The sequence below is a fragment of the Pelomonas aquatica genome (assembly GCF_026712205.1).
GTDB classification, from domain to species: domain Bacteria; phylum Pseudomonadota; class Gammaproteobacteria; order Burkholderiales; family Burkholderiaceae_C; genus Pelomonas; species Pelomonas aquatica.
The window spans coordinates 1-20205 of record NZ_JAPPUW010000026.1; the positions used below are offsets into that span (position 1 = coordinate 1).

The 20205-nt window shown below is 65.9% G+C and carries 20 protein-coding genes and 1 pseudogene; 15 read left to right on the forward strand and 6 right to left on the reverse strand.

Annotated features, from left to right (window positions below; translation table 11 throughout):
- The 13 genes from pstS to NYP07_RS20835 form a co-directional block, all read left to right on the forward strand.
- The coding region (pstS, locus tag NYP07_RS20775) for a phosphate ABC transporter substrate-binding protein PstS (RefSeq protein ID WP_268153654.1) at positions 1-934 on the forward strand (934 nt) is incomplete at its 5' end.
- 115 nt (positions 935-1049) lie between these two features.
- Entirely contained in the window at positions 1050-1328 is a 279-nt protein-coding gene (locus tag NYP07_RS20780) for a hypothetical protein (protein WP_268153655.1), read from the forward strand.
- Between the two features lie 134 nt (positions 1329-1462).
- A complete protein-coding gene (locus NYP07_RS20785) occupies positions 1463-1852 on the forward strand; it encodes a BPSL0761 family protein (RefSeq protein ID WP_268153656.1) in 390 nt (129 codons plus the stop codon).
- Positions 1853-2105: 253 nt separating this feature from the next.
- Positions 2106-2468, forward strand: coding sequence for a hypothetical protein (locus NYP07_RS20790; protein ID WP_268153657.1), 363 nt, complete (start codon positions 2106-2108; stop codon positions 2466-2468).
- A 20-nt stretch (positions 2469-2488) separates the two neighbouring features.
- Positions 2489-2674, forward strand: coding sequence for a hypothetical protein (locus NYP07_RS20795; protein WP_268153659.1), 186 nt, complete (start codon positions 2489-2491; stop codon positions 2672-2674).
- 48 nt (positions 2675-2722) lie between these two features.
- A complete protein-coding gene (locus tag NYP07_RS20800) occupies positions 2723-3592 on the forward strand; it encodes a hypothetical protein (protein ID WP_268153660.1) in 870 nt (289 codons plus the stop codon).
- 7 nt (positions 3593-3599) lie between these two features.
- Positions 3600-4628 carry an MvdC/MvdD family ATP grasp protein gene (locus NYP07_RS20805; RefSeq protein ID WP_268153661.1) on the forward strand — a complete coding sequence of 343 codons (1029 nt, stop codon included), beginning with the start codon at positions 3600-3602 and terminating at the stop codon, positions 4626-4628.
- A gap of 2 nt (positions 4629-4630) precedes the next feature.
- Positions 4631-5875 (forward strand): HlyD family secretion protein, encoded by a 1245-nt coding sequence (locus NYP07_RS20810; RefSeq protein ID WP_268153662.1) that lies wholly within the window; start codon positions 4631-4633, stop codon positions 5873-5875.
- A complete protein-coding gene (locus tag NYP07_RS20815; RefSeq protein WP_268153663.1) occupies positions 5872-7980 on the forward strand; it encodes a peptidase domain-containing ABC transporter in 2109 nt (702 codons plus the stop codon). Before NYP07_RS20810 ends, NYP07_RS20815 begins: the two co-directional genes overlap by 4 nt.
- A gap of 242 nt (positions 7981-8222) precedes the next feature.
- Entirely contained in the window at positions 8223-8606 is a 384-nt protein-coding gene (locus tag NYP07_RS20820) for a hypothetical protein (protein ID WP_169335471.1), read from the forward strand.
- A 262-nt stretch (positions 8607-8868) separates the two neighbouring features.
- Positions 8869-9141, forward strand: coding sequence for a hypothetical protein (locus NYP07_RS20825; RefSeq protein WP_268153664.1), 273 nt, complete (start codon positions 8869-8871; stop codon positions 9139-9141).
- A gap of 468 nt (positions 9142-9609) precedes the next feature.
- Positions 9610-10647: a DNA-binding protein gene (locus tag NYP07_RS20830; protein WP_268153665.1), complete on the forward strand. Its 1038-nt coding sequence runs from the start codon at positions 9610-9612 to the stop codon at positions 10645-10647.
- A 4-nt stretch (positions 10648-10651) separates the two neighbouring features.
- Positions 10652-11050 (forward strand): hypothetical protein, encoded by a 399-nt coding sequence (locus tag NYP07_RS20835; protein ID WP_268153666.1) that lies wholly within the window; start codon positions 10652-10654, stop codon positions 11048-11050.
- 174 nt (positions 11051-11224) lie between these two features.
- Here NYP07_RS20835 and NYP07_RS20840 read toward each other — a convergent pair.
- Both NYP07_RS20840 and NYP07_RS20845 read right to left on the reverse strand, forming a co-directional pair.
- Positions 11225-11518: pseudogene (locus NYP07_RS20840) on the reverse strand (LytR/AlgR family response regulator transcription factor); the annotation flags it as partial.
- Positions 11515-12657: a sensor histidine kinase gene (locus NYP07_RS20845; RefSeq protein ID WP_268153667.1), complete on the reverse strand. Its 1143-nt coding sequence runs from the start codon at positions 12655-12657 to the stop codon at positions 11515-11517. The gene NYP07_RS20845 and the pseudogene NYP07_RS20840, both read right to left, overlap by 4 nt.
- A gap of 135 nt (positions 12658-12792) precedes the next feature.
- On the opposite strand from NYP07_RS20845, the gene NYP07_RS20850 reads away from it, so the two are divergent.
- Both NYP07_RS20850 and NYP07_RS20855 read left to right on the forward strand, forming a co-directional pair.
- Positions 12793-14190 carry a phosphomannomutase/phosphoglucomutase gene (locus NYP07_RS20850; protein WP_268153669.1) on the forward strand — a complete coding sequence of 466 codons (1398 nt, stop codon included), beginning with the start codon at positions 12793-12795 and terminating at the stop codon, positions 14188-14190.
- Positions 14174-15448, forward strand: coding sequence for a 3-deoxy-D-manno-octulosonic acid transferase (locus NYP07_RS20855; protein ID WP_268153670.1), 1275 nt, complete (start codon positions 14174-14176; stop codon positions 15446-15448). Before NYP07_RS20850 ends, NYP07_RS20855 begins: the two co-directional genes overlap by 17 nt.
- Position 15449: 1 nt before the next feature.
- Here the strand turns inward: NYP07_RS20855 and NYP07_RS20860 are convergent, their stop codons facing one another.
- The 4 genes from NYP07_RS20860 to NYP07_RS20875 form a co-directional block, all read right to left on the reverse strand.
- Positions 15450-15905 (reverse strand): universal stress protein, encoded by a 456-nt coding sequence (locus tag NYP07_RS20860; RefSeq protein WP_268153671.1) that lies wholly within the window; start codon positions 15903-15905, stop codon positions 15450-15452.
- A gap of 148 nt (positions 15906-16053) precedes the next feature.
- Positions 16054-17469: an efflux transporter outer membrane subunit gene (locus tag NYP07_RS20865; RefSeq protein WP_268153672.1), complete on the reverse strand. Its 1416-nt coding sequence runs from the start codon at positions 17467-17469 to the stop codon at positions 16054-16056.
- A gap of 15 nt (positions 17470-17484) precedes the next feature.
- A complete protein-coding gene (locus tag NYP07_RS20870; protein WP_268153673.1) occupies positions 17485-19068 on the reverse strand; it encodes a DHA2 family efflux MFS transporter permease subunit in 1584 nt (527 codons plus the stop codon).
- 12 nt (positions 19069-19080) lie between these two features.
- Positions 19081-20202, reverse strand: a complete 1122-nt coding sequence (locus NYP07_RS20875; RefSeq protein ID WP_268153674.1) for an HlyD family secretion protein — start codon at positions 20200-20202, stop codon at positions 19081-19083.
- Between the last annotated feature and the right edge of the window lie 3 nt (positions 20203-20205).

The following is a 20205-nucleotide window of genomic DNA, read 5'->3' on the forward strand; positions in this document are numbered from 1 at the left end:
CAGCCGCTGGGCTACGTCCCTCCGGCCGAGTTCGAGGCCAACTACCATCAACAACGCGCTGGTCAGGCCGCGACCGTCTGACTTAAACCAACGGGCCTCCGCGAAACCCGGGGCGATTCAGGTCAAGGCCGGCCTGGTGACCTTTGGCGCATCCGACAAGCCACTGTCTCCAGAGGATTTGAAGGCCGCTGGCCTGGTGCAGTTCCCGCTGGTGATCGGTGGTGTCGTGCCGGTCGTGAATCTTGAGGGCGTCAAGCCTGGGCAGCTGAACTTCACCGGCGAGCTGTTGGCCGACATCTACCTCGGAAAGGTCACGACCTGGAATGACCCGGCGATCGTGGCCCTGAACCCCGACGCCAAGCTGCCGGCGCTGAAGATCATGGTCACACACCGGTCCGACAGCTCGGGCACGACCTTCAACTGGGTCAACTACCTCTCCAAGCTCAGCCCGGAGTGGAAGGCCAACGTCGGCGAAGGCACGACGGTGAAGTGGCCCACCGGCACGGCCGGCAATGGCAACGAAGGCGTCGCTCGCTACGTCAACTACGTCAAGGGCTCCATCGGCTACGTCGAGCTCGCCTACGCCGTCGAGCACAAGATGACGTTCGCCAAGCTCAAGAACAAGAGTGGTGTCTTCGTGACGCCCTCGCTTGACAGTTTCCAGGCCGCTGCCGCCAACGCAAGCTGGAAGTCGCCGGACTTCTACGAAGTACTCACTGACGCGCCAGGCAAGGACTCGTGGCCCATCACCGCAACGACGTTTGTGCTGATGCCCAGACCGTCCAAGGACATGTCGAGCTCTGCCGAAGCGCTCAGGTTCTTCCGCTGGTCGCTTGAGCAGGGCAAGGCCGACGCGAAGAAGCTGAACTACGTGTCGCTGCCCGACACACTCGTCCAGCAGGTCGAGGCGTACTGGGCAGAGAACCTGAAGTAATCGCCGAGCCGCGACCTGGACTCGACGGCCCAGGAACGGGCTCCTGGATAGGATCGAAACCGCATACGGCTTCGTCGACAGGGCGGCATTGCTCCAGGCTCGCGAGTCGTTCGACATGGCCGGCCTGCTTCACCGCATCGAGGAACTAAAGCAGGCCGCGGATTCTCTGGACTCAGAGGGCGGGCTAAGGGATTCCTTCATGCGCCTCTATTGCGTGATGGCCACCATCCTCTTTGGTGCCAGCACGACCGTGCCACCTGGGGACGGGGATCTGTCGTCGCTGCTACGCGACATCCGTTCGGGTTTGGACGACAACATCGCGTTTGCGCAAACCTGCATCGCGACGATCGAGCCGTTGGAGCGACTTCAAGGGGCGCAGGAAGTACGCCGTTGATTAGCGATCATGTGAGTGCTCGGCGGGAAGGTCAGGACAGCAAGCCATGGGGTGATGGCCAGCCCGCGGCGTTCGGTGTCCGTGCCGCCACATTCGAAGTTTGAATACGCTTCGGCGCACGCCATGCTGCGCGAATGTCGACGCTGGAAGAACGCCTCAGATCACTGCGCGACGGCCGCTTGTTGCTTGCGGCCCTAGTCAGCGCTGACGCCTTGTCTCCGGCATTGCGAGATCTTGCAGCGGGCGCGTTGCAGCGCTATCCGGACGATCAGGCCATCCATCACAGACTGCGCGGCACCGAAGCCATTCAGGCATTGGCGTGGGGAGAGGCCCTAGCGGCGACTCGTACCCTGATCGAGGCCTTGATGGAACGGCGGCCTGGCGACGATCCCTGGAGGCAATGGGCTCGTGGAGTGGATCGGCACTTTCCTGAGGCCCGCTACCTTCCCAGCGGCATCACTTCGTGTGAGCGTTGGTCCGCGGCATTCCTTGACCCCTGGGTGGGCTTGGAGAGTGGGAGCTAGCCATGTGGGCCCGCCAACGAGATCAAAGACGGAAAACGACGACCCTCGGCTTAGTTATCCACAGGTGGATTTCTGGTCAGGACAAGAACTGAGAGGCCAATCCGGTCAGTGAAGGCCGGCACTAGCGGTCAGAGGTGCCGGAATACGCAATCTTCTGCAGAACACCGATGCGAGCGGCGAATGGAATCGCTACGACACGCAATTCGATGCGATGGCGCGTTGCCTGCATATAGCGCCTGCGCACCCACGCAGTTTGCTGCGCAGCGTCAGGCCACAGCTGTGCAGGGAAGCCGTCAGGGACAAACTCTATGCAGCGGTCGATTCAAACCGCAAGGCGGCGTCGGAACGGGACGTCGCGCATGTGATTTCGAGCTGGGTCGCGCGCAATCGCCGCGACACCCGATCCGCCGCTCGCGGCAGCCGGCCGGTGGGATTTTCGGTGTCCGCCCACCGTTCGCTGGCCCTCCACAGGGACGGAGCCCAGTTGGTGGGAATTGATGAAACCGCCGGTGAGTGGCGGCTGTTGGGAGATTGGCAGCGTGCCGACCCTGCATTGGTCACCCATTTAGAGGAATTCGGCGACCGTTCGCCGGAAGCGGAAGGCTGCCCGGTCTAGCAGCCACTTTGGAGAACGATATGCAACATGCTCAACCTCAAGCGCTCAAGCGAATCCAATCCCGCGTCCTGATCCAGGAACTCACGCCGGAGGAGCTCGAACTGGTGGCGGGCGCCGGCTGCAAGACGACCGGCGGCGGCGGATGCAGTGGCGGCAGCAGCGGCACCAGCTGCAGCGGCAATGTCGACTACGAGTGCACGTTCTAAGAATCTGCTGCCTGCACTCGTTGAACGGGCCGATCGGCCCGTTTTTCCATGAAAAATACACCGCGCCTCGCACCTCCATTTCCCGATTCCGTCGACGGCATGATCAAGGCACTGGACATCCGCTGCCTGCAGCCGCAGGTGCAGGCGTTGACGCTCGGATTGGCCTGGAAAAGCCAGCTTTCAAATCTTGACCATCTGAAAATAAGGAATACCAACGCGATGGCGCGTAAGCTCATCGAATATATTTCCAATCGATCGATTCAATTGTATTTCGACACCTACGGACGCGTTCATGGGCATCTCGCTTGGCACCATGAGCACAACGCTGGACCAGTGCGGCAGGTGGAAATCGATTCAGTGGCGATGACCCCTCGCGTGCGGCGCAGCGTCCTTCAGGATATCAGGAATCTCAGTGCGGCATATGGTGCCGACATTGCCTACACACGCGTGCAGCGAACCGGACTCGTGCGGCATGTTTGTCGCCAAACGTCTAGCCATTCCGAAAATGATCCGTTCATCGTGGCATTCGGCAGCATCAACCTGCCGCCAATTTTGGAAAACATCAGGATCTCGATGCTGGAAGGGGAGATGCTGCAACTTTTCGCAAGCTCGTCGCTGTCTGCATCTGCCAATCCTTTCCGCCGTATTGCTACGCCCATTTCCTGCGCGCAGCATGCAATCGCCTACGGCGCGCGTGGCGAGGCCGTGGGCCTCGTTACGTGGGCATGGACGTCCGCGCGATCCAACGACCGGTGGAGCGATATTGCTTCGGTCCACAACACCCGCTGGCGGTGCGGGCCAAGGCTGCTCTTGATCGACGGTGTCGGCGACTGGCAAGCCGCACGCGCGGCTGCTGTCTCGAGCAACAAGTTGTCTGCCGAAGAAACAAGCTCGCTCGTTCCCCTGCATCGATTTTGATCCCACCATGCGCCATCGCTTCCTGATCGCCGCCCCAGCGCACGACATCCATGCCAAGCTGGTGGCTGAAAAACTGGTCGACAGCGGCAAGGCCGTCGATGTCGTCGACTTCGGCAACTTCCCAGAGCGAAGTTTCATCGACCAAAATATTTCAGATGAATCCGATACGGTGGCCCTGCGTGAACTCGGTGTAGTCATCGATGACGCCACAGTCGACGTTGTGTGGTGGCGTGCTTACTATGGATTTCAACCGAGCCTGCAATCGGTGCATCACGACGATCGAGAAATGGTTGCACGTGAGAATCAGGTTTATTCGCGGTATTTTCCATACCACGTCGCCCGCCGGGCGCTGTGGATCAATTCGCCGCAGGCCGAGCTGGAATCATGCAACAAGCTGCTTCAGCTACGCATCGCACGCGATTGTGGAATGTCTGTCCCAACTACCGTCGTCACGAACGACAGCGCAGTTGCTCGCCGTTTCGTCGAGGATGCCGAAAGGGCAGGCAAGAGGACAATCTACAAGTCGCTAATTCCTCCCGAGACGAGGTTTTTTGAATCGCTGCCTGCCGGCGCGATGGGTGGTCTCACCACATTCGTGGACGAAGGCAGTATCGTCGATCAGGATATTTTTAAAAAGTCTCCGGGAATTTTTCAACATGTGGTCGACAGCCAGTATGAACTCCGAATATTCGTCATTGGCGCCGCGTTTGTTGCGATTGCACACAATTTCCGTGACCTGCCCGATTGGAAAATCGACTCGCGCATAGTGCTCGGGCGCAATCGCCATACGAAGTACCACCCCATCCCCCAGCATTTCAAATCACGATGTATGGAATTCATGACACGCATGGGGTTGTCCATGGGATCGTTCGACGTAATGGTCGATCGAACCGGACGCTATGTTTTTCTTGAAGTCAACCCGCAGGGCGCGTGGCTGTGGATGGAGGACGTGTGCGATGAGATCCGGATCCTCGACCCCTTCTGCAGCTTTCTGTGCGGAAATGAGGTCAGCGACCGGTCGTTCATCCGGGCCTAGCGATGGACCGACAGTTGTTTCGACCCGAGGTGGTCGACAAGATCACGTCCGAACATGGCGCGCCTTTGTTTCTTGGCTTGCGGCAACTCTCGATGCTCACCTGGGCGACGATGCTGGCGCTGGTGATCGTCTGCGCCGGGGCTTGCCTGATCCCGATAAGGACGTTGATCCCCACCCCCGGCGTGATCGTGCGCGACGGCACCACCGATGTGGCCGCATCGTCGTCGGGGCGCATCGACCGGCTGTTCGTCAACCCGGGCGACAAGGTGACCGTCGGCCAACCGCTGTTCCAGATCTCCTCCGACGTGTCGTCACCCGATCAATCATCGGTTGAAGGGCTCAGTTCCAGCTTGCTCGCCACACGTCGCAAGCTGGCGATCTCTGAAGGCGCCCTGGACGCCGTCGAGCTTGCAAAGAAGGTGGCGTCATGGAGGGCCCAAGCCGACACCGTGTCGAGCGACATCCAGTCACTCGGCGCCGAACACCGTGCGCAATTGCGGCGCTTGGACTACGCTGCTTCGGACTTGAAGAATCAGGAAGCGTTGGTGGCCAACGGATTCATTTCGAGCGGTGCTCTGGTGGCTAAACGCGACGCCATCATCGTCCTGGAGCAGGGCGCCCTCGCCATCGCCCGATCAATCGCGACCAAGACAAGGGAGCTCGCAGCGCTACAGGAATCTATCGACGGTCAAAGCGTTCAACGCCAGCAAATTGAGTTGCGGCGCGACAAGACCATGCGGCAACTCGATGCGGAGTCAATCGCTTTAAGCGCCAGGACCTTTTCCGTCGTGACCGCGACCACGTCCGGTGATTTCAGCGGCCTGGCGATGTCGAAAGGTCAGTTCGTGACAACCGGGCAATCGCTTGGGCGCATCTCCGACGCTGCTGCAACGACGCGGGTGGAATTGTTCATCGCCAACTCGTCACCCGCGCTGCCAAGACCGGGAATGCCGGTGTTCATCCGCTTGAGAGCTTATCCACACCAACTGTATGGGTCGCTGCGCGGCGTCGTATCGAAAGTGGCGGGTGGCGCGGTGACTGGGCGGCAATTCGCTCACCTGCCGATCAAGCTGATTCCGGACGAGCTCTACTTTCGTGCGGAAGTCAGCCTGTCACCCGATGGCATCCCAGGCTCCATCCTGATGGATGGCATGGCGGTCGATGCAGATATCCAGGCTGAACGATCGAGTGCGATCCAGTGGCTGTTCAAGCGGTTGATCGTGCAAAAGCGAGCCTTGGCGGCATGAGCATCTTTAGGCCGATCAACCGGCGGAAATGTCCCGTCGTGCTCCAGGCGGAGATGGCGGAATGTGGCCTCGCCTGCGTCGCCATGATTGCCGGGTTCCATGGGCGAGAGGTCTCGCTGCCGTGGCTGCGGAACGCATTCTCCGTGTCGTCCCGTGGCATGACGCTTCGCAGCATCATCGGCCTTGCCAACACCATCGGCCTGGACAGCCGACCGGTGAAACTGGATTTGGACGGTCTTCAGGAACTCCAGCTGCCGGCGATCATCCATTGGGACATGACCCACTTCGTCGTGCTCGAGGCTGTCGACAGGAATGCAGTCGTGATCGTCGACCCGGGCGAAGGACGGCGCCGACTGTCACATTCGGCATTTGCTGCCTCATTCACTGGCATCGCCGTGGAACTCTGGCCGGGTGAAGACTTCCACAAGTCCGCCGCGGACACGGCGGCGCAGAGGCAAGGTGGCGCGCTGTTGACGCGTCAGCTCACCAGCTTTCCAGGCATTGGCAGATCGATCTGGCAGTTTGCGTTCCTGGGTCTGCTTGTGCAGCTGTTAGGCCTGACGGCCCCCTTTTATTTGCAGTGGCTGGTCGACGACGCTCTGCCAAACAACGATTTCGACCTGATCTGGATGCTGGGCGCGATCTTCATGTGCCTAGTGGGCGTACAAATCCTGCTTTCAACCATCCGCAGCTGGCTGCTGGCCGTGATCGCGACCCAGGTTCGAATGCGATGGAACACGAACGTGATGTCGCACTTGTTGAAGCTGCCCGTCGATTATTTTTCGAAACGCAGCCTGGGGGATACCACTTCCAGGCTGGGAAGCATCGAGCACATCCATCAGACGCTCAGCATCTCGCTGCTGGAGGCTGTGCTCGACGGTGTCGTCGCCATCGCAGTGGTGGTGTTGATGCTGAACTACAGCGTGGTCCTGACGGCGGTCGCCACTGCGACAGTGGTCTGCTACGCCCTGCTGCGCCAGGTGACGAACCCGCTGCTAGCAGCGCGCAACCGCGACCAAATGGTTGCTGCGGCGCGCCAGCAGTCGATATTGATGGAGACGATAAGGGGCATTCAGGCAATCCGCATTTTCCAGATCGCCGCAGCTCGGAAATACACCTGGCTCAACTCGTTTTCGCGCCAGCTAAACATGGAGTTGAAGCTGACGAAATTCAACATCGGCTTCTCGGCAGCGAATGCGGCATTCTCCGGCTTCGAGCGCATTCTCGTCATTGCGCTCGGTACCAGGATCGTCGCTGACGGCGCGATGTCGCTCGGCATGCTCGTCGCATTCCTGGGCTACCGTGAACAGTTTGCACAGAGGGCGATGCGTTTGGTGGATGTGATGGGGCAGTTCGTGCTGCTGCGCGTCCATTTCGAACGGCTGTCCGACATCACCGCAACCGCCGCCGAGGACCCTGGCCCCGACACCACGGAGAAGGTGAGCCAGACACCGCACCTGTCGCTGCGGGATGTCAGCTTCAGGTATGCCGACAACGAGCCGGATGTTGTGAAGGGCGTCAATCTTGAGATTCCGTTCGGCAGCAACCTATGCATCACCGGCCCGTCGGGCTGCGGTAAGTCGACTTTGGCCAAGTTGCTGCTGACCATCCTGAGGACGCGCAGCGGCGGCATCTTCATCGACGGATTGAGCATCGACGACTTCGGCATCGAGCGGTATCGCTCCTTGTTTTCGGCAGTCATGCAGGACGACATCGTTTTCGCCGGCACCATCGCGGACAACATCCACCTCTCCGACCTCGCACCCGACTCGACGCTCGTACAGGACGTCTGCGAATCCGTTGGCTTGCACACGGATATCGCAGCCATGCCGATGGGTTATCGAACGCTGTTGGGCGAGGGTGGTAGCGGGTTGTCGGGCGGGCAAAAGCAGCGGATCTTGCTGGCACGAGCGCTGTACAGGAAGCCGAAGATCTTGATCCTCGACGAAGCCACCAGCCATCTCGATGTGCGCCTGGAAGCGAGCGTCAACAGTGCAATTAAGAAGTTCAACGTCACCCGCATCGTGATCGCCCACCGTCCCGAGACCATCAACGCTGCGGATGTGGTCGTCACCATGGAGGCCGGCGCCATCGCAGGCGCCTGAGCCGAGGCGACAGGCCATCGTCTGTGCAGCCGAGTCCGCGCGTGACAGCCACCGAGTGGCCCATCAGGATCTTCGCCCTAGCGGTCGCGTTTGCGTTGTGCCTGGGGTTTGTCAGCGCGTTTGATGCAAGCCGCTCGCCGGTTGCGGCAGCCCCGGCAGCGAAGCCCAGGATCCAGGTGGTTGCCACGGCGTCCCTGCGCCCGAGACCTGAGCGTCGGATCCCTCATGCCTTAGCACCGCCCATGCGCGCTGCTGAGCGCATCCTGGGGGGGCGTGCATCCGCCCCCCAACGGGTCGAGCGTCTGAATGAGGCCGCGCACGAGCCAGTTTCCGGGACGGTGGATGCGGGCGTCGTCGACGCCACAGCACCGCAGTCCCTGCAGCCGCTCAGCATTGACATCCAACGGGCCATGAGCGACAGCCAGAGCCACGTCCTGTCGATGAGTGTGACCGCCGGCGCGCCGACCAGCATTGGCAGGCGCACCGCGGCGGAGCGCTTCGCCGATGACGTATCCAGTACTGAACGGCGGGATTGCCTCGGCCCGCAGCCGAACATGAAAGCCGATCTCATTCAGTTGGCGATCTATCTCCAGACGGCGGTCGCCGGCAAGTGCAAGGGGCAATAGCCGCCACATGCCGGCTGATCGCCCCGCCGCGCGACCACGCGCAGGGCGGGGGCCGGCCCATCATCTGCGGCCCAACTGCACACCGAGTCATCCATGACCCGTGCCACCAAGCCCCGCGCGCGTCAGAATAGTTGTCGCCTCCATAGAGCGACTCTGGGGGCGGCGATGAAGGACGGAGTGGGCTCGATACGGACAAGCATTCATGGACAAGGCGGTGCCGAGGTCGGCCGGCCTGCGAGACCACCGGCATCGATGTAGGCCCTTGCTCGCCGTCGAAGACCCCGCCAAGTCGGTTCTGATCAACCTCAACTGGGACGACGTTCGCCTTGGCCTCGTCCGCAAGAACAGCGGGCAAGCGCGCTTGTGGCCCCGGCTGGAGGCAGGCCAGCCGAAGCCTGCGGAGATCGCCAAACTACGAGCCGAAGCCACGCACACGGTGTGGGCTGCGGCGCGCGCTGTGTGCGTGTCTGAACAGCAATGGATGGGCTGGGAGGGGGGGGCGCTGCTGTGCGCCTTCGACGTCCGGGGACCCTAGGGTGAGCACTTCGCAAAGGAAGCCGTGGCTGGCCCACGAGTTCGAGGCCAGCGATGCAGCGGTGGTGCTCGCAACTTTTCCTGGCACGCCGTACGTCGTTGTGACTGACGGTGGCAAGGCGGCCAACGCTCCCACTCGGTGGCCAAAGGTCGTTGCAGCCGGCCGTCCCGTCGTCGTGGAGCGATTCCGGGCCGACGCGGATCAAGCGCCGGCGCCCGAGAGTTCGGGCGCAGGCCCCCCACTGATTTTTCCCATGGGGCTCGTTTTGGGCCAACCAGGCTGATTTCTGGGGTTTCGTGCACCGCCAGACGGCTCCGAGGCGCTGGCGCCAGCCTCAGAAGGAGTAATTCGATATTAAGACTTCTCAGCAGTTCACAGATTTCTGAATCTTTACATCTATATCGTGGTACGTAATACTGGCATTACGTACTACATACGAAATTGGTGGCAGACATGGCACGAGCAGGCGTGACGAAGGGCGAGGTCCAACGGGCCAGGCTGGCGCTGATCAAGGCGGGCAGGCATCCGTCGATCGACGCCATCCGCATCGAGCTCGGCAACACCGGGTCCAAGGCGACGATCTTTCGTCACTTGAAGGACATCGAGGCCGACGAGGGCGGTGCCGGCGTGCCGCAAGGATCGGTCAGCGAGGAACTACTGGCCTTCGTCACCAACCTCGCCGGGCGCCTCGAATTCGAGGCGCAGGAGCGTTTCGACACGCTCAAGGCCAGCCATGTCGAGGAGGTGCGCGGCCTCAAGGAACAGCTGGAAAAAGCCCGTGGCGAGGCGCGATCCGGCCGGTCTGAGGCTGAGCGCAGCCAGGTCGACTTGTCGGCGGAACGCGCCGCCCGACAGCGCGTCGAGGCGGACCTGACCACGCTACGCCTGGAGCACGGTCAGACGGCCACGCAGCTCGCTACCCAGCTGGAAGGCGTCCAGGCGCAGCTCAAAGCCTCCCAGGCTCAGGTGGCCTCGCTGGAGGAAAAGCACGCCCACGCGCGTGACGCTCTGGAGCACTTCCGAAACGCGTCCCGGGAGCAGCGCGACCGAGAAGCGCGCCTGCACGAGCAGCAGCTCCAGTACCTGCAGCGGGAGGTCGCCGGTGGCGCGGAGGCCCTGACCGCCAAGCAGACCGAGCTGCGCGCGGCGCTGCAGGAGAAGGCGGACGCCTTGGCGTTGCTCACCGTCGCCCGGGCTGAGCGGCGTCAGGTGGATGAGCAACTGCGCGAACTCAAGCCCGCGGCCGAGCGACTGGCGGTACAGAATCAACTGGTGGAAGATTTGCGTGAGCAGGCGAAACTGGCTGCTCAGCAGTACGAAACGCTTCGGGCACGCACAGGAGAGCTTGAACTGCGCAACGGGGAACTGGTGCGCCAGCTGGCGGCCGCCCACGCCTGTGCACAATCGCAGGAACAGTTGGTCCGGGAAGTCCTCGACCGCATCAGCCAGGCTGGCAACAGCACGGAGTCGGGCAAGAAGCGCACGAAAGCCGCCGCGCCGGGCTAGACCCATGGAATCAGAACCGGACGACATCGCGGCGACGCCTGCCACCGATCAAGAGACTCCACCCGCACTGGTTGCCGTCGCCAGGGCGATGGGTGACCTTGACGACTTGGTGCGCCTGCTGGCGAAGGGGCTTTCGCGAGCAAAGCCTTGGCAGTTGCACCTTGCAGCACACCTGGCCGAAGCCGACCGGCTGATGCAGGTCTTGCGGCTCACGGTCGCCTTGGATCGGCCGAATGCCGAGATCGTCGAGGCTGCCGTGGATCTGCAACTGGCTTGCCGGCGAGCGAGACACTCTCTTGCTGGCACGCGCGCGGACCGAACCACCGTGGCTGCCATGCAGCTGAGCACAGATCTGGTGGCGTCTATCGTCCACGCCTTGCAGCGATTCATGACAACGCGTTGACGTGGTCGCCATGGCGGTGGTCAGAGTCGTCATCGGGCGTGCGGATAGGCGAAATTTCCGGGGCATCCGATGTACATCAAAACGACCCAAACCCCAAAAATACAGGCTGAATTTCTTATGCGCAGCAATCACTTGCGATAATTTTTGCGTTTATGGGGGATTCGCAAAATTAGCCAAATAGTCGACGGCGCGGGCCTCGAAGGCCTCGACGGCGTACTGGTCGTAGGCTGTCACGAAGACGACGCGGGTCGCACCCTCGATGCCCTGGGCCACTTCCAGGCCGGTCAGGCCCGGCATCTGGATGTCGAGGAAGGCCAGGTCGGGTTCGAGTTCGGCGATGGCCTCGGCGGCCTCGACGCCGTTGGCGACGGTCCTGACGATCTGCAGCCCGGGCCAGGCCTGGGCAAGCTGGGCCTTGAGGTACTGGACCAGATGGGGTTCGTCGTCGGCGATCAGGGCGGTGGTCATGGGCTCAGGGCAGTGGCGGGAATCTGGATGCGGGCGAGCGTGCCGCCGCCGTCGCGAGGCAGCAGGTCGAGGCTGGCGCCGGGGCCGAAGCGGGCCGCCAGCCGGGCGCGGATGTTGTCGAGGGCGACGCCGTTGCCGCTGCGGCGCTGACCGCCCGGTCTCTGGCCGTCGAGGCCCTGGCCGTCGTCGGCGACCTCGATCCACAGCCGGCCGTCGACGCGCCGCGCGCTGACGGCCACGGTGCCGCCGGCGATCTTGGGTTCCAGGCCGTGGTGGATGGCGTTCTCGACCAGGGGCTGGGCCAGCAGCGGCGGCAACGCGATGGCGCCCAGCTCGGCCGGCAGCGACAGCTCCACCTTCAGCCGCTCGCCCATGCGCAATTGCATCAGCGCGAGATAGGCGCCCAGCATGCCGAACTCCTGGGCCAGCGTCGTCGAATCGCCGCGCAGCTGGCCGAGGCTGGCGCGCAGATAGTCGGTGAAGCGCTCCAGCATCTGCTTGGCCCGCTCGGGGTCGAAGTCGATCAGGCTCTGCACATTGGCCAGCGTGTTGAACAGGAAGTGCGGCTCGATCTGTCCCTGCAGCAGCTTGAGCTGGGCCTCGGTGACGCGGGCCTGCAGGGCCTCCTGCTTCCAGCGGGCGCGGTAGCGCAGGCCCATGATGAAGGTGACCAGCATCGACACCGACAGGAACTCGCCCCAGAAGCCGGGCTGGGCCAGCAGCTTGTCCAGCCCCTGGCTCAGCCAGATGCGGTCGACGACGCCCAGGCCGATGACGACGCCGAGCAGCGAGCAGGCGATGGAGAACACCGAGAAGAACACGCCCGAGCGCCAGTCGCGCCAGCCCATGATGGTGTCCAGCCAGCGCTGCGGCGCGAGCCGCTCGAAGCCGCGGAAACCGATGACGAAGCAGGCCGTCACGCAGGCGCTGACGAGCATATGGCCCGGCACGTCGTTGAGCCACCAGCCGGCCGATCCCAGGCGGCCGCTCTGCAGGCCGTTGATCGTCGCGAAGAACAGGCCGAAGCCCGCCAGCCAGAGCAGATAGACCAGCACGCGCATGCGCAGCCGGTCGGGTCGGTGTTTCATCAGCATGCGCTGGTGGCGCAGGGCCTGGCTGAATTCCTCGGTGAATGTCATGGGCCGCAGTGTAGGAAGGCGCCTGCCCTGTCCCGCGGTTACAGCGATGAATCGACAGCGGCGCCGACAAATGGAAAGCCACGCCGCCTGCCTACAATCCGGCGCGCTTTTCAAACCCAGTTTCCCGAGGCATCCATGCAGGTTCACGCATCCATCTTCAAGGCCTACGACATCCGCGGCGTCGTCGGCCAGACCTTGAACGAGGAACTCGCCGAGCACCTGGGCCGGGCCTTCGGCACCGAGGCCAAGGCCGCCGGCGAGAAGGCCGTGGCCGTCGGCCGCGACGGCCGCCTGTCCGGCCCCGGCCTCGTCACCGCGCTGATCCGCGGCATCGCGTCCACCGGCCTCGACGTCGTCGACATCGGCGCCGTGACGACGCCCATGCTCTATTACGTCGCCGCCACGCGCGCCAGGCACGGCTGCAACTCCGGCATCCAGGTCACCGGCAGCCACAACCCCAAGGACTACAACGGCTTCAAGATGGTCCTCAAGGGCGCCGCCGTCTACGGCGAGCAGATCCAGGGCCTGCGCCGCCGCATCGAGGCCGAGGACTACGCGAGGGGCCTGGGCCGCGTCGGCGCGATGGACATCACGGCCGAGTACACCCACCGCATCGTCAAGGACTGCAAGCTGGCCCGGCCGATGAAGATCGTCGTCGACAGCGGCAACGGCATCCCCGGCGCGACGGCGCCCGCCATCCTGCGCGCGCTGGGCTGCGAGGTCGTCGACATCTACTCCAAGGTGGACGGCGACTTCCCCAACCACCACCCGGACCCGAGCCGCCCCGAGAACCTCGAGGATCTCAAGCGCATCGTGCACGCCTGCGACGCCGAGCTGGGCCTGGCCTTCGACGGCGACGGCGACCGCCTCGGCATCGTCACGAAGGACGGCGAGATGATCATGCCGGACCGCCAGATCATGCTGATCGCGGCCGACATCCTGAAGCGTCAGCCCGGCGCCGAGATCATTTTCGACGTCAAATGCACGCAGCGCCTGGCGCCGTGGATCCGCGAGCATGGCGGCAAGCCGCTGATGTGGATGACCGGCCATTCGCTGGCCAAGGCCAAGCTGAAGGAGACCGGCGCGCCGCTGGCCGGCGAGCTGTCGGGCCACATCTTCTTCGCCGAGCGCTGGTATGGCTTCGACGACGCGATGTACACGGCCGGCCGCATGCTCGAGATCCTGTCGCGCAGCGCCGACCCGAGCGCCACGCTGAAGGCCCTGCCCAACAGCTTCAACACGCCCGAGATCAACGTGCCCTGCGCCGAAGGCGAGCACCACGAGGTCGTCAAGACGCTGAAGGCCCGGACCACGCTGGCCGACTTCCCCGGCGCGTCCGAGCTCATCACCATCGACGGCCTGCGCATCGAGTACGCCGACGGCTTCGGCCTGATCCGCCCGTCCAACACGACGCCCGTGCTGGTGCTGCGCTTCGAGGGCCACACGCCCGAGGCGCTGGAGCGCATCCAGCACGACGTGCTGGCCCAGCTCAAGCGGGTGAAGCCGGACGCCACGTTTGCCGCCGGCCATTGAACCCGCCCGGTGGCTTTATGCCACCGCACTGCGGCTGCTGACGCCGCTCTACCTGCTGCGCCTGTGGCGCCGCGGCGCCCGGGAGCCGCTGTACCGGCAGGCGCTGGGCGAACGTCTTGGCGTCTACCGTGGCCGCAGCGAACCCGGCCGGCTGTGGATCCACGCCGTGTCGCTGGGCGAGACGCGCGCGGCCGGCGCGCTCATCCACGCGCTGCGCGAGCGCGAGCCTGGCCTGCGCCTGCTGCTCACGCATGCCACCGCCACCGGCCGCGAGGCCGCCCTGCCCCTGCTGTGCGACGGCGACGCGCTGACCTGGCTGCCCTACGACACGCCGGGCGCCGTGCGCCGCTTCCTGCGCCACTGGCAGCCGTGCCTGGGCGTGCTGATGGAGACCGAGGTCTGGCCGACGCTGCTGCGCGAGGCCGAGCGCACCGGCCTGCCCATGGTGCTGGCCAACGCGCGCCTGTCCGGGAAGAGCCTGCGCCGCGGCCTGCGGCTGGCGGCGCTGATGCGGCCGGCCGCGCAGCGGCTGACACTGGCGCTGGCCCAGACCGAGGCCGACGCGGCACGGCTGCGCACGATGGGCGCACCGCGCGTCGAAGTGGCCGGCAACCTGAAGTACGACATCGCCATCGACCCGGCCCTGATCGCCCGCGGCCAGGCCTGGGCGCAGCGGCTCGGCCGGCCCGTGCTGATGCTGGCCGTCAGCCGCGAGGGCGAGGAGACCGCGCTGCTGGCCGAATGGCTGAAGCAGCCCGCCCCGCGCCCGCTGCTGGCCATCGTGCCGCGCCATCCGCAGCGCTTCGACGACGTGGCCGCACTGGTCGAGGCCGCCGGCCTGACGCTCGCACGCCGCAGCGGCTGGGACGATGAACCCACGCCAGCGGCCCTGGCAGCGGACGTCTGGCTCGGCGACTCGATGCGCGAGATGCCGCTCTACTACGGCCTCGCCAGCGTCGCGCTGCTGGGCGGCAGCTTCGAGCCACTGGGCGGCCAGAACCTCATCGAGGCCGCCGCCTGCGGCTGCCCGGTTCTGGCCGGGCCGCACACCTTCAACTTCGCGGAGGCCACCGAGCTGGCGCTGGCGGCGGGCGCGGCCGAGCGCTGCGCGACGCTGGCCGAGGCCATGGCCCGCGGCCTCGGCCTGTGCGCCGATGCGCCGGCCCGCGCGGCCATGGGCCGCATGGCCCTGGCCTTTTCGAGCGCCCATCGCGGGGCGGCCGCGCGCATGGCGCAGGCCTTGCTGGCGCTGCCCTGAGTCAGCGCTCTTCGCCGCTCGCCCGCCAGACGAGGACCGGCACCTCGGCATGGGCCAGCACGCGTTGGGTTTCGCTGCCCAGCAGCAGGCCCGCCAGCCCGCGCCGGCCGTGCGAGGCCATCACGATCAGGTCGCACTGCAGGCGCGTCGCCGCCTGGCAGATCGCGTCGTGCGGATGGTCGCTGCTCTCCATCAGGGTCTCGCAGCGGACCCGGGCCTCGGCGGCGGTGGCGCGGACAAAGTCCAGGTAGCGCTGCGCGTGCGCCAGCACGTCGGCGGCGAACTGCTCGCGGGACTCGGAGAGCTCGGCCACCCGGTAGCTGAGCACATGGAATTCGGGCGCCGCGTGGATGCCCGTCACCTTCGCGCCGAACTGGCGGGCCATTTCGATGCCACAGAAGACGGCGCGCTCGGAAAAACGCGATCCGTCGGTGGGAAGCAGGATGTGCTTGAACATGATGCACCTCCATGGAGGCCGGGTGCGCGGGCGGCAAGGCTCAATCGGGCCCTCCCGGCGGCCCGACCGGACCCGGCTCACAGGCGGGTCGCTTCGATGGAAATGCTACGCCGGCCCGGGCGCCGGCGAAAGCGGGCATGCCGCGAAATCAGCCGCCGTTGGCCGCCCAGCCACCGCCCAGCGCCTTCACCAGTTGCGCCGTCGCCGCCCACTGCGCACCACGCAGCTGGGCCAGCGCGCGCTCGGTGGCCAACGGCGTGCGCTCGGCCTCGGTCACGTCGAGGTAGCTGACGGCGCCCTTGTCGTAGCGGCTCCTGGCCACGGCCAGGGCCTGGCTGCTGGAGGCCAGCGTGCGGTTCTGGGCGTCGACCACGGCGGCGCGGCCCTGCAGTTCGGCCAGCGCGTCGTCCACCTCGCGCAGCGCCTGCAGCATGCGGCCGCGGAAGCCGGCGAGGGATTCGTCGACCTGGGCCTTGGCAGCGCCCAGGTTGGCCTGGTTGCGGCCGCCTTCGAACAGGGGCAGCGAGATGCCGGGACCGAAGCTGTAGAGCCGCGCCGGGGCCGACACGAGGTCGCCGAGCGCCTTGCTCTGGTAGCCGAAGCTGCCGGTCAGGTGGATGGACGGGTAGAAGGCCGCCTCGGCGATGCCGACCTGGGCGGTCGCGGCATGCAGCTGCGCGAGGCTCTGGGCCAGGTCGGGGCGGCGCTGCAGCAGCTCGGACGGCAGGCCGGCGCGGATCTGCGGCGGCGCGGCCAGCGGCGCGGTGGCCTGCAGCTTCAGCTCGGCGGCGGCCTGGCCGGTCAGCGCAGCGATCTGGTTCAGCACCAGGGCCTGGCGGCGCGGCAGGTCGGCCACGTCGGCATCGGCCGAGGCCAGCTCGGCGCGCACGCGCTCCAGGTCCTGCGCCGTCGACGAACCGGCATCGAAGCGGGTCTGCGCGACCTGGAAGGCCTGGGCGCGGCTGTCGCGCTGGCGCTGCAGGGCCTTGGCCTCGTCGGCCAGCGCGCGCCACTGCCAGTAGGCGGCGGCGACGTCGGCCGTCAGCGCGACGCGCGCCGCGGCGGCGTCCAGCGTGGACGCGTCGAGCTGGGCCTGGGCGCCCTCGGCCTGGCGCTTCACGCGGCCCCAGAGGTCGATCTCCCAGCCCAGGCTGGCCTGCAGCCCGCTCTGCCAGCCCTCGAAGGTGATGGCCTTGCCGCCCAGCACGGGCGTCGTGACGGACTTGGCCGACGTGCGCAGCCCGGTCTCGCTGGCACCGACATCGACGCGCGGCAGCTCGTCGGCCCGCGTGGCGCCGAAGACGGCACGCGCGCGCTCGATGCGCGCGGCGGCGGCGGCCAGCGTCGGGCCGGCCTGCAGGGCCTGGGCTTCGAGCGCGTCGAGCTGGGCGTCGCCGAACATCAGCCACCAGTCGCGCTGCAGCTCGGCGCCGGCCGCGGGAGCGGCGCTGCGGTAGGCGGCCGGCGCGTTGGCGGCCGGGGCCTGGTAGTTGGGGCCCAGCGTCGTGCAGGCGGCGAGAGCGGCCGTGGCGACGAGGGTGAGGACGGTCTTGAGTTGGAACATCTTGTTTTCCCGGAATCAGTGGGCAGCTTCCGCCGAGGCGGCGCCGCCCATCACCTTCTTGCTGAGCCAGACGATGGCCACGCAGCTGAACAGCGCGATGCCCAGCACCAGGAAGGCGTCGTTGTAGGCCATCACGAAGCTGTCGCGGCGCACGACGTTGTCCAGCGCCTTGATGGCCATGTCCTGGGCCGCGGCGAGGTCGAAGCCCTTGGACGCGAAGTTCTGGGTCAGCGCGTCCAGCCGCGCCTGCGTGGCCGGGTCGTAGAGGCTGACGGCCTCGCCGACGCGGTTGCTGTGCAGATGCTCGCGGTTGGTCAGCAGCGTGGCCAGCGTCGCGATGCCGACCGAGCCGCCGAGGTTGCGCAGCATGTTGAACATGCCCGAGGCACTGGGCAGCAGTTGCGGCGGGATGCCGTTGATCGCGAAGTTGGTCAGCGTGATCATGATGAGGGGCTGGCCCAGGGCCCGCACGATCTGCGCGGCGAGCAGTTCGGGGCCGGCCGTGTCCGCGCTCATGTGGGTGTTCATGAAGCAGGACGTCGCGAACAGCGCGAGGCCCAGGCTCATCATCACGCGGTTGTCCAGCTGGGTGGACAGCTTGGCCGCGAACGGCATGATGAAGAGCTGGGGCAGGCCCATCCACATGATGACCAGGCCGATCTGCATCGGCGTGTAGTTGGCGATCTGGCCGAGGTAGAGCGGCAGGATGAAGGCCGAGCCGTAGAGGCCCATGCCGGTCGCGAACGCGATGACGCCGGCGATCAGGAAGCTCGGGCGGCCGAGGATGTGCAGGTCGATGAAGGTGTTCCTGCGCGTCAGCCCGCGCCAGGCCCAGCCGTAGATGCCGGCGATGGCGAGCATGGCGGTCGCGATGATGAAGGGGCTCTGGAACCAGTCCTTGGCGTTGCCCTCTTCCAGCATCGCGGTCAGCGAGCCCAGGCCCACGGCCATGAAGAGGATGCCCCACCAGTCCACGTCGCGCAGCAGCTTGAGGTTCATCGGCTCGGGGTCGAGGCCGGCGCTGACGCCCAGCATCAGCAGCACGCCCGGCAGCCAGTTGATGTAGAAGATGCTGGGCCAGCCGTAGAGCTCGGTCAGGTAGCCGCCGAAGGTCGGGCCGAGGGTGGGCGCCAGCGTGGCCGTCATGCCGAACAGCGCCAGGCCGATGGGGCGCTTCTTCAGCGGCAGCTTGCGCGTGACCAGGGTCATCGCCATCGGGATCATCACGCCGCCGGTGAAGCCCTGGGCCGCGCGGAAGGCGATCATGCTCTCCAGGCTCCAGGCCATGCCGCACAGCGTGCTGAAGACGAGGAAGAGCGCGACGTTGACGACGAGGTAGCGGCGCGTCGAGAACACCATCGCCAGGAAGCCGGCCAGCGGGATGACGACGATCTCGGCGACGAGGTAGGCGCTGGAGATCCAGGAGCCCTCTTCCTGAGTGGCCGACAGCGCGCCGAGGATGTCCTTCAGCGAGGAGTTGGTGATGGCGATGTCCAGCACCGCCATGAAGGCGCCCAGCAGGCTGGACAGCACGGCCAGCCAGGTGCGCCCGCCGACCTTCTGGCCCGGTGGCGGCGGGAGATAGTTTTCATTGCCCATGGCGGCCCCGGCTTACTCGCCGATTTCCACTTCGACCTGGACGGACAGCCCCGGCACGATGCGTGCGGCCTGCTCGCCCAGCGCCTTCAGGCTCTCGGGTTCGAAGACGAGCTTGACCGGCACGCGCTGCACGATCTTCGTGAAGTTGCCGGTGGCGTTGTCCGGCGGCAGCAGCGCGAAGCTGGCGCCCGAAGCGGGCGAGAAGCTGTCGACCCTGGCCAGCAGGTCCTGGCCGGGGAAGGCGTCGACCTTGACGTGCACCTTCTGGCCGGGCTTCATGCGGGCGAGCTGGGTCTCCTTGAAGTTGGCGACGATCCAGGTCTCGGGCTCGACGATGGCGGCCAACTGCTGGCCGGCCTGCACGCGCTGACCCACCTCGACCGTCCGCTTGCCGACGCGGCCGTCGCTGGTGGCGCGCAGCTCGACATAGCCGAGCTGGTTCTGCGCGTCCTTCAGCTGGGCCTGCGTGGCGCTCTTCTGCGCGGCGGCCGACTGGCGGGCGCTCTCGGCGGCCACGACCGCCTCCTTCGCGGCATTGGCGCCGGCCTTGCGGGCCGCGAGGTCGGCGCGGGCCACGTCGCGGGCGGCCAGCGTGGCGTCCAGCTCCTGCCTGGAGGTGGCACGCAGCTCGGCGCCGAACAGGGCCTGGCTGCGCTTGGCGTCCAGCTCGGTGCGGGCCAGCACGGCCTCGGCCTGGGCCACCTGCGAGGCAGTGGCGGCGGCCTGGGCCTGGGCCTGGGCGATCTGCGCGGCGCTCGTCGCGATGGCGGCGTCGGCCTGGGCGATCTGGGCCTTCAGGCGCTCCACCTGCACGGCCGCATCGGCCGGGTCCAGGCGCAGCAGCACGTCGCCGGCCTTGACGATGGCGTTGTCCTGCATGCGCATCTCGGTGACGACGCCGGCCACACGCGTGGCCACCGGATGCAGGCGGCCGGCCACGAAGGCGTTGTCAGTCTCGACCAGATGCTGGCTGCGCCACCACATGCGGCTGCCCAGGCCGATGCCGCCGACCAGCAGCAGCGCGCCGATGACGAGCAGGGGCACGGGCGGGCCCTTCCTGGCCGGCGCCTTGATCGGCTCGGGAATGGCCTCGGTGAGCTGCCTGAGCGCGATGTTCTCTTTCGGTGCGTTCATGAT

What these genes read in the sequence shown, in the direction of transcription:
- NYP07_RS20780 (WP_268153655.1), top strand. Translation starts at nt 1,050, where the DNA reads ATGGCCGGCCTGCTTCACCGCATCGAGGAACTAAAGCAGGCCGCGGAT.
- NYP07_RS20785 (WP_268153656.1), top strand. Translation starts at nt 1,463, where the DNA reads ATGTCGACGCTGGAAGAACGCCTCAGATCACTGCGCGACGGCCGCTTG.
- NYP07_RS20795 (WP_268153659.1), top strand. Translation starts at nt 2,489, where the DNA reads ATGCAACATGCTCAACCTCAAGCGCTCAAGCGAATCCAATCCCGCGTC.
- NYP07_RS20800 (WP_268153660.1), top strand. Translation starts at nt 2,723, where the DNA reads ATGAAAAATACACCGCGCCTCGCACCTCCATTTCCCGATTCCGTCGAC.
- NYP07_RS20805 (WP_268153661.1), top strand. Translation starts at nt 3,600, where the DNA reads ATGCGCCATCGCTTCCTGATCGCCGCCCCAGCGCACGACATCCATGCC.
- NYP07_RS20810 (WP_268153662.1), top strand. Translation starts at nt 4,631, where the DNA reads ATGGACCGACAGTTGTTTCGACCCGAGGTGGTCGACAAGATCACGTCC.
- NYP07_RS20815 (WP_268153663.1), top strand. Translation starts at nt 5,872, where the DNA reads ATGAGCATCTTTAGGCCGATCAACCGGCGGAAATGTCCCGTCGTGCTC.
- NYP07_RS20820 (WP_169335471.1), top strand. Translation starts at nt 8,223, where the DNA reads ATGCGCGCTGCTGAGCGCATCCTGGGGGGGCGTGCATCCGCCCCCCAA.
- NYP07_RS20835 (WP_268153666.1), top strand. Translation starts at nt 10,652, where the DNA reads ATGGAATCAGAACCGGACGACATCGCGGCGACGCCTGCCACCGATCAA.
- NYP07_RS20845 (WP_268153667.1), bottom strand. Translation starts at nt 12,657, where the DNA reads ATGACATTCACCGAGGAATTCAGCCAGGCCCTGCGCCACCAGCGCATG.
- NYP07_RS20850 (WP_268153669.1), top strand. Translation starts at nt 12,793, where the DNA reads ATGCAGGTTCACGCATCCATCTTCAAGGCCTACGACATCCGCGGCGTC.
- NYP07_RS20860 (WP_268153671.1), bottom strand. Translation starts at nt 15,905, where the DNA reads ATGTTCAAGCACATCCTGCTTCCCACCGACGGATCGCGTTTTTCCGAG.
- NYP07_RS20865 (WP_268153672.1), bottom strand. Translation starts at nt 17,469, where the DNA reads ATGTTCCAACTCAAGACCGTCCTCACCCTCGTCGCCACGGCCGCTCTC.
- NYP07_RS20870 (WP_268153673.1), bottom strand. Translation starts at nt 19,068, where the DNA reads ATGGGCAATGAAAACTATCTCCCGCCGCCACCGGGCCAGAAGGTCGGC.
- NYP07_RS20875 (WP_268153674.1), bottom strand. Translation starts at nt 20,202, where the DNA reads ATGAACGCACCGAAAGAGAACATCGCGCTCAGGCAGCTCACCGAGGCC.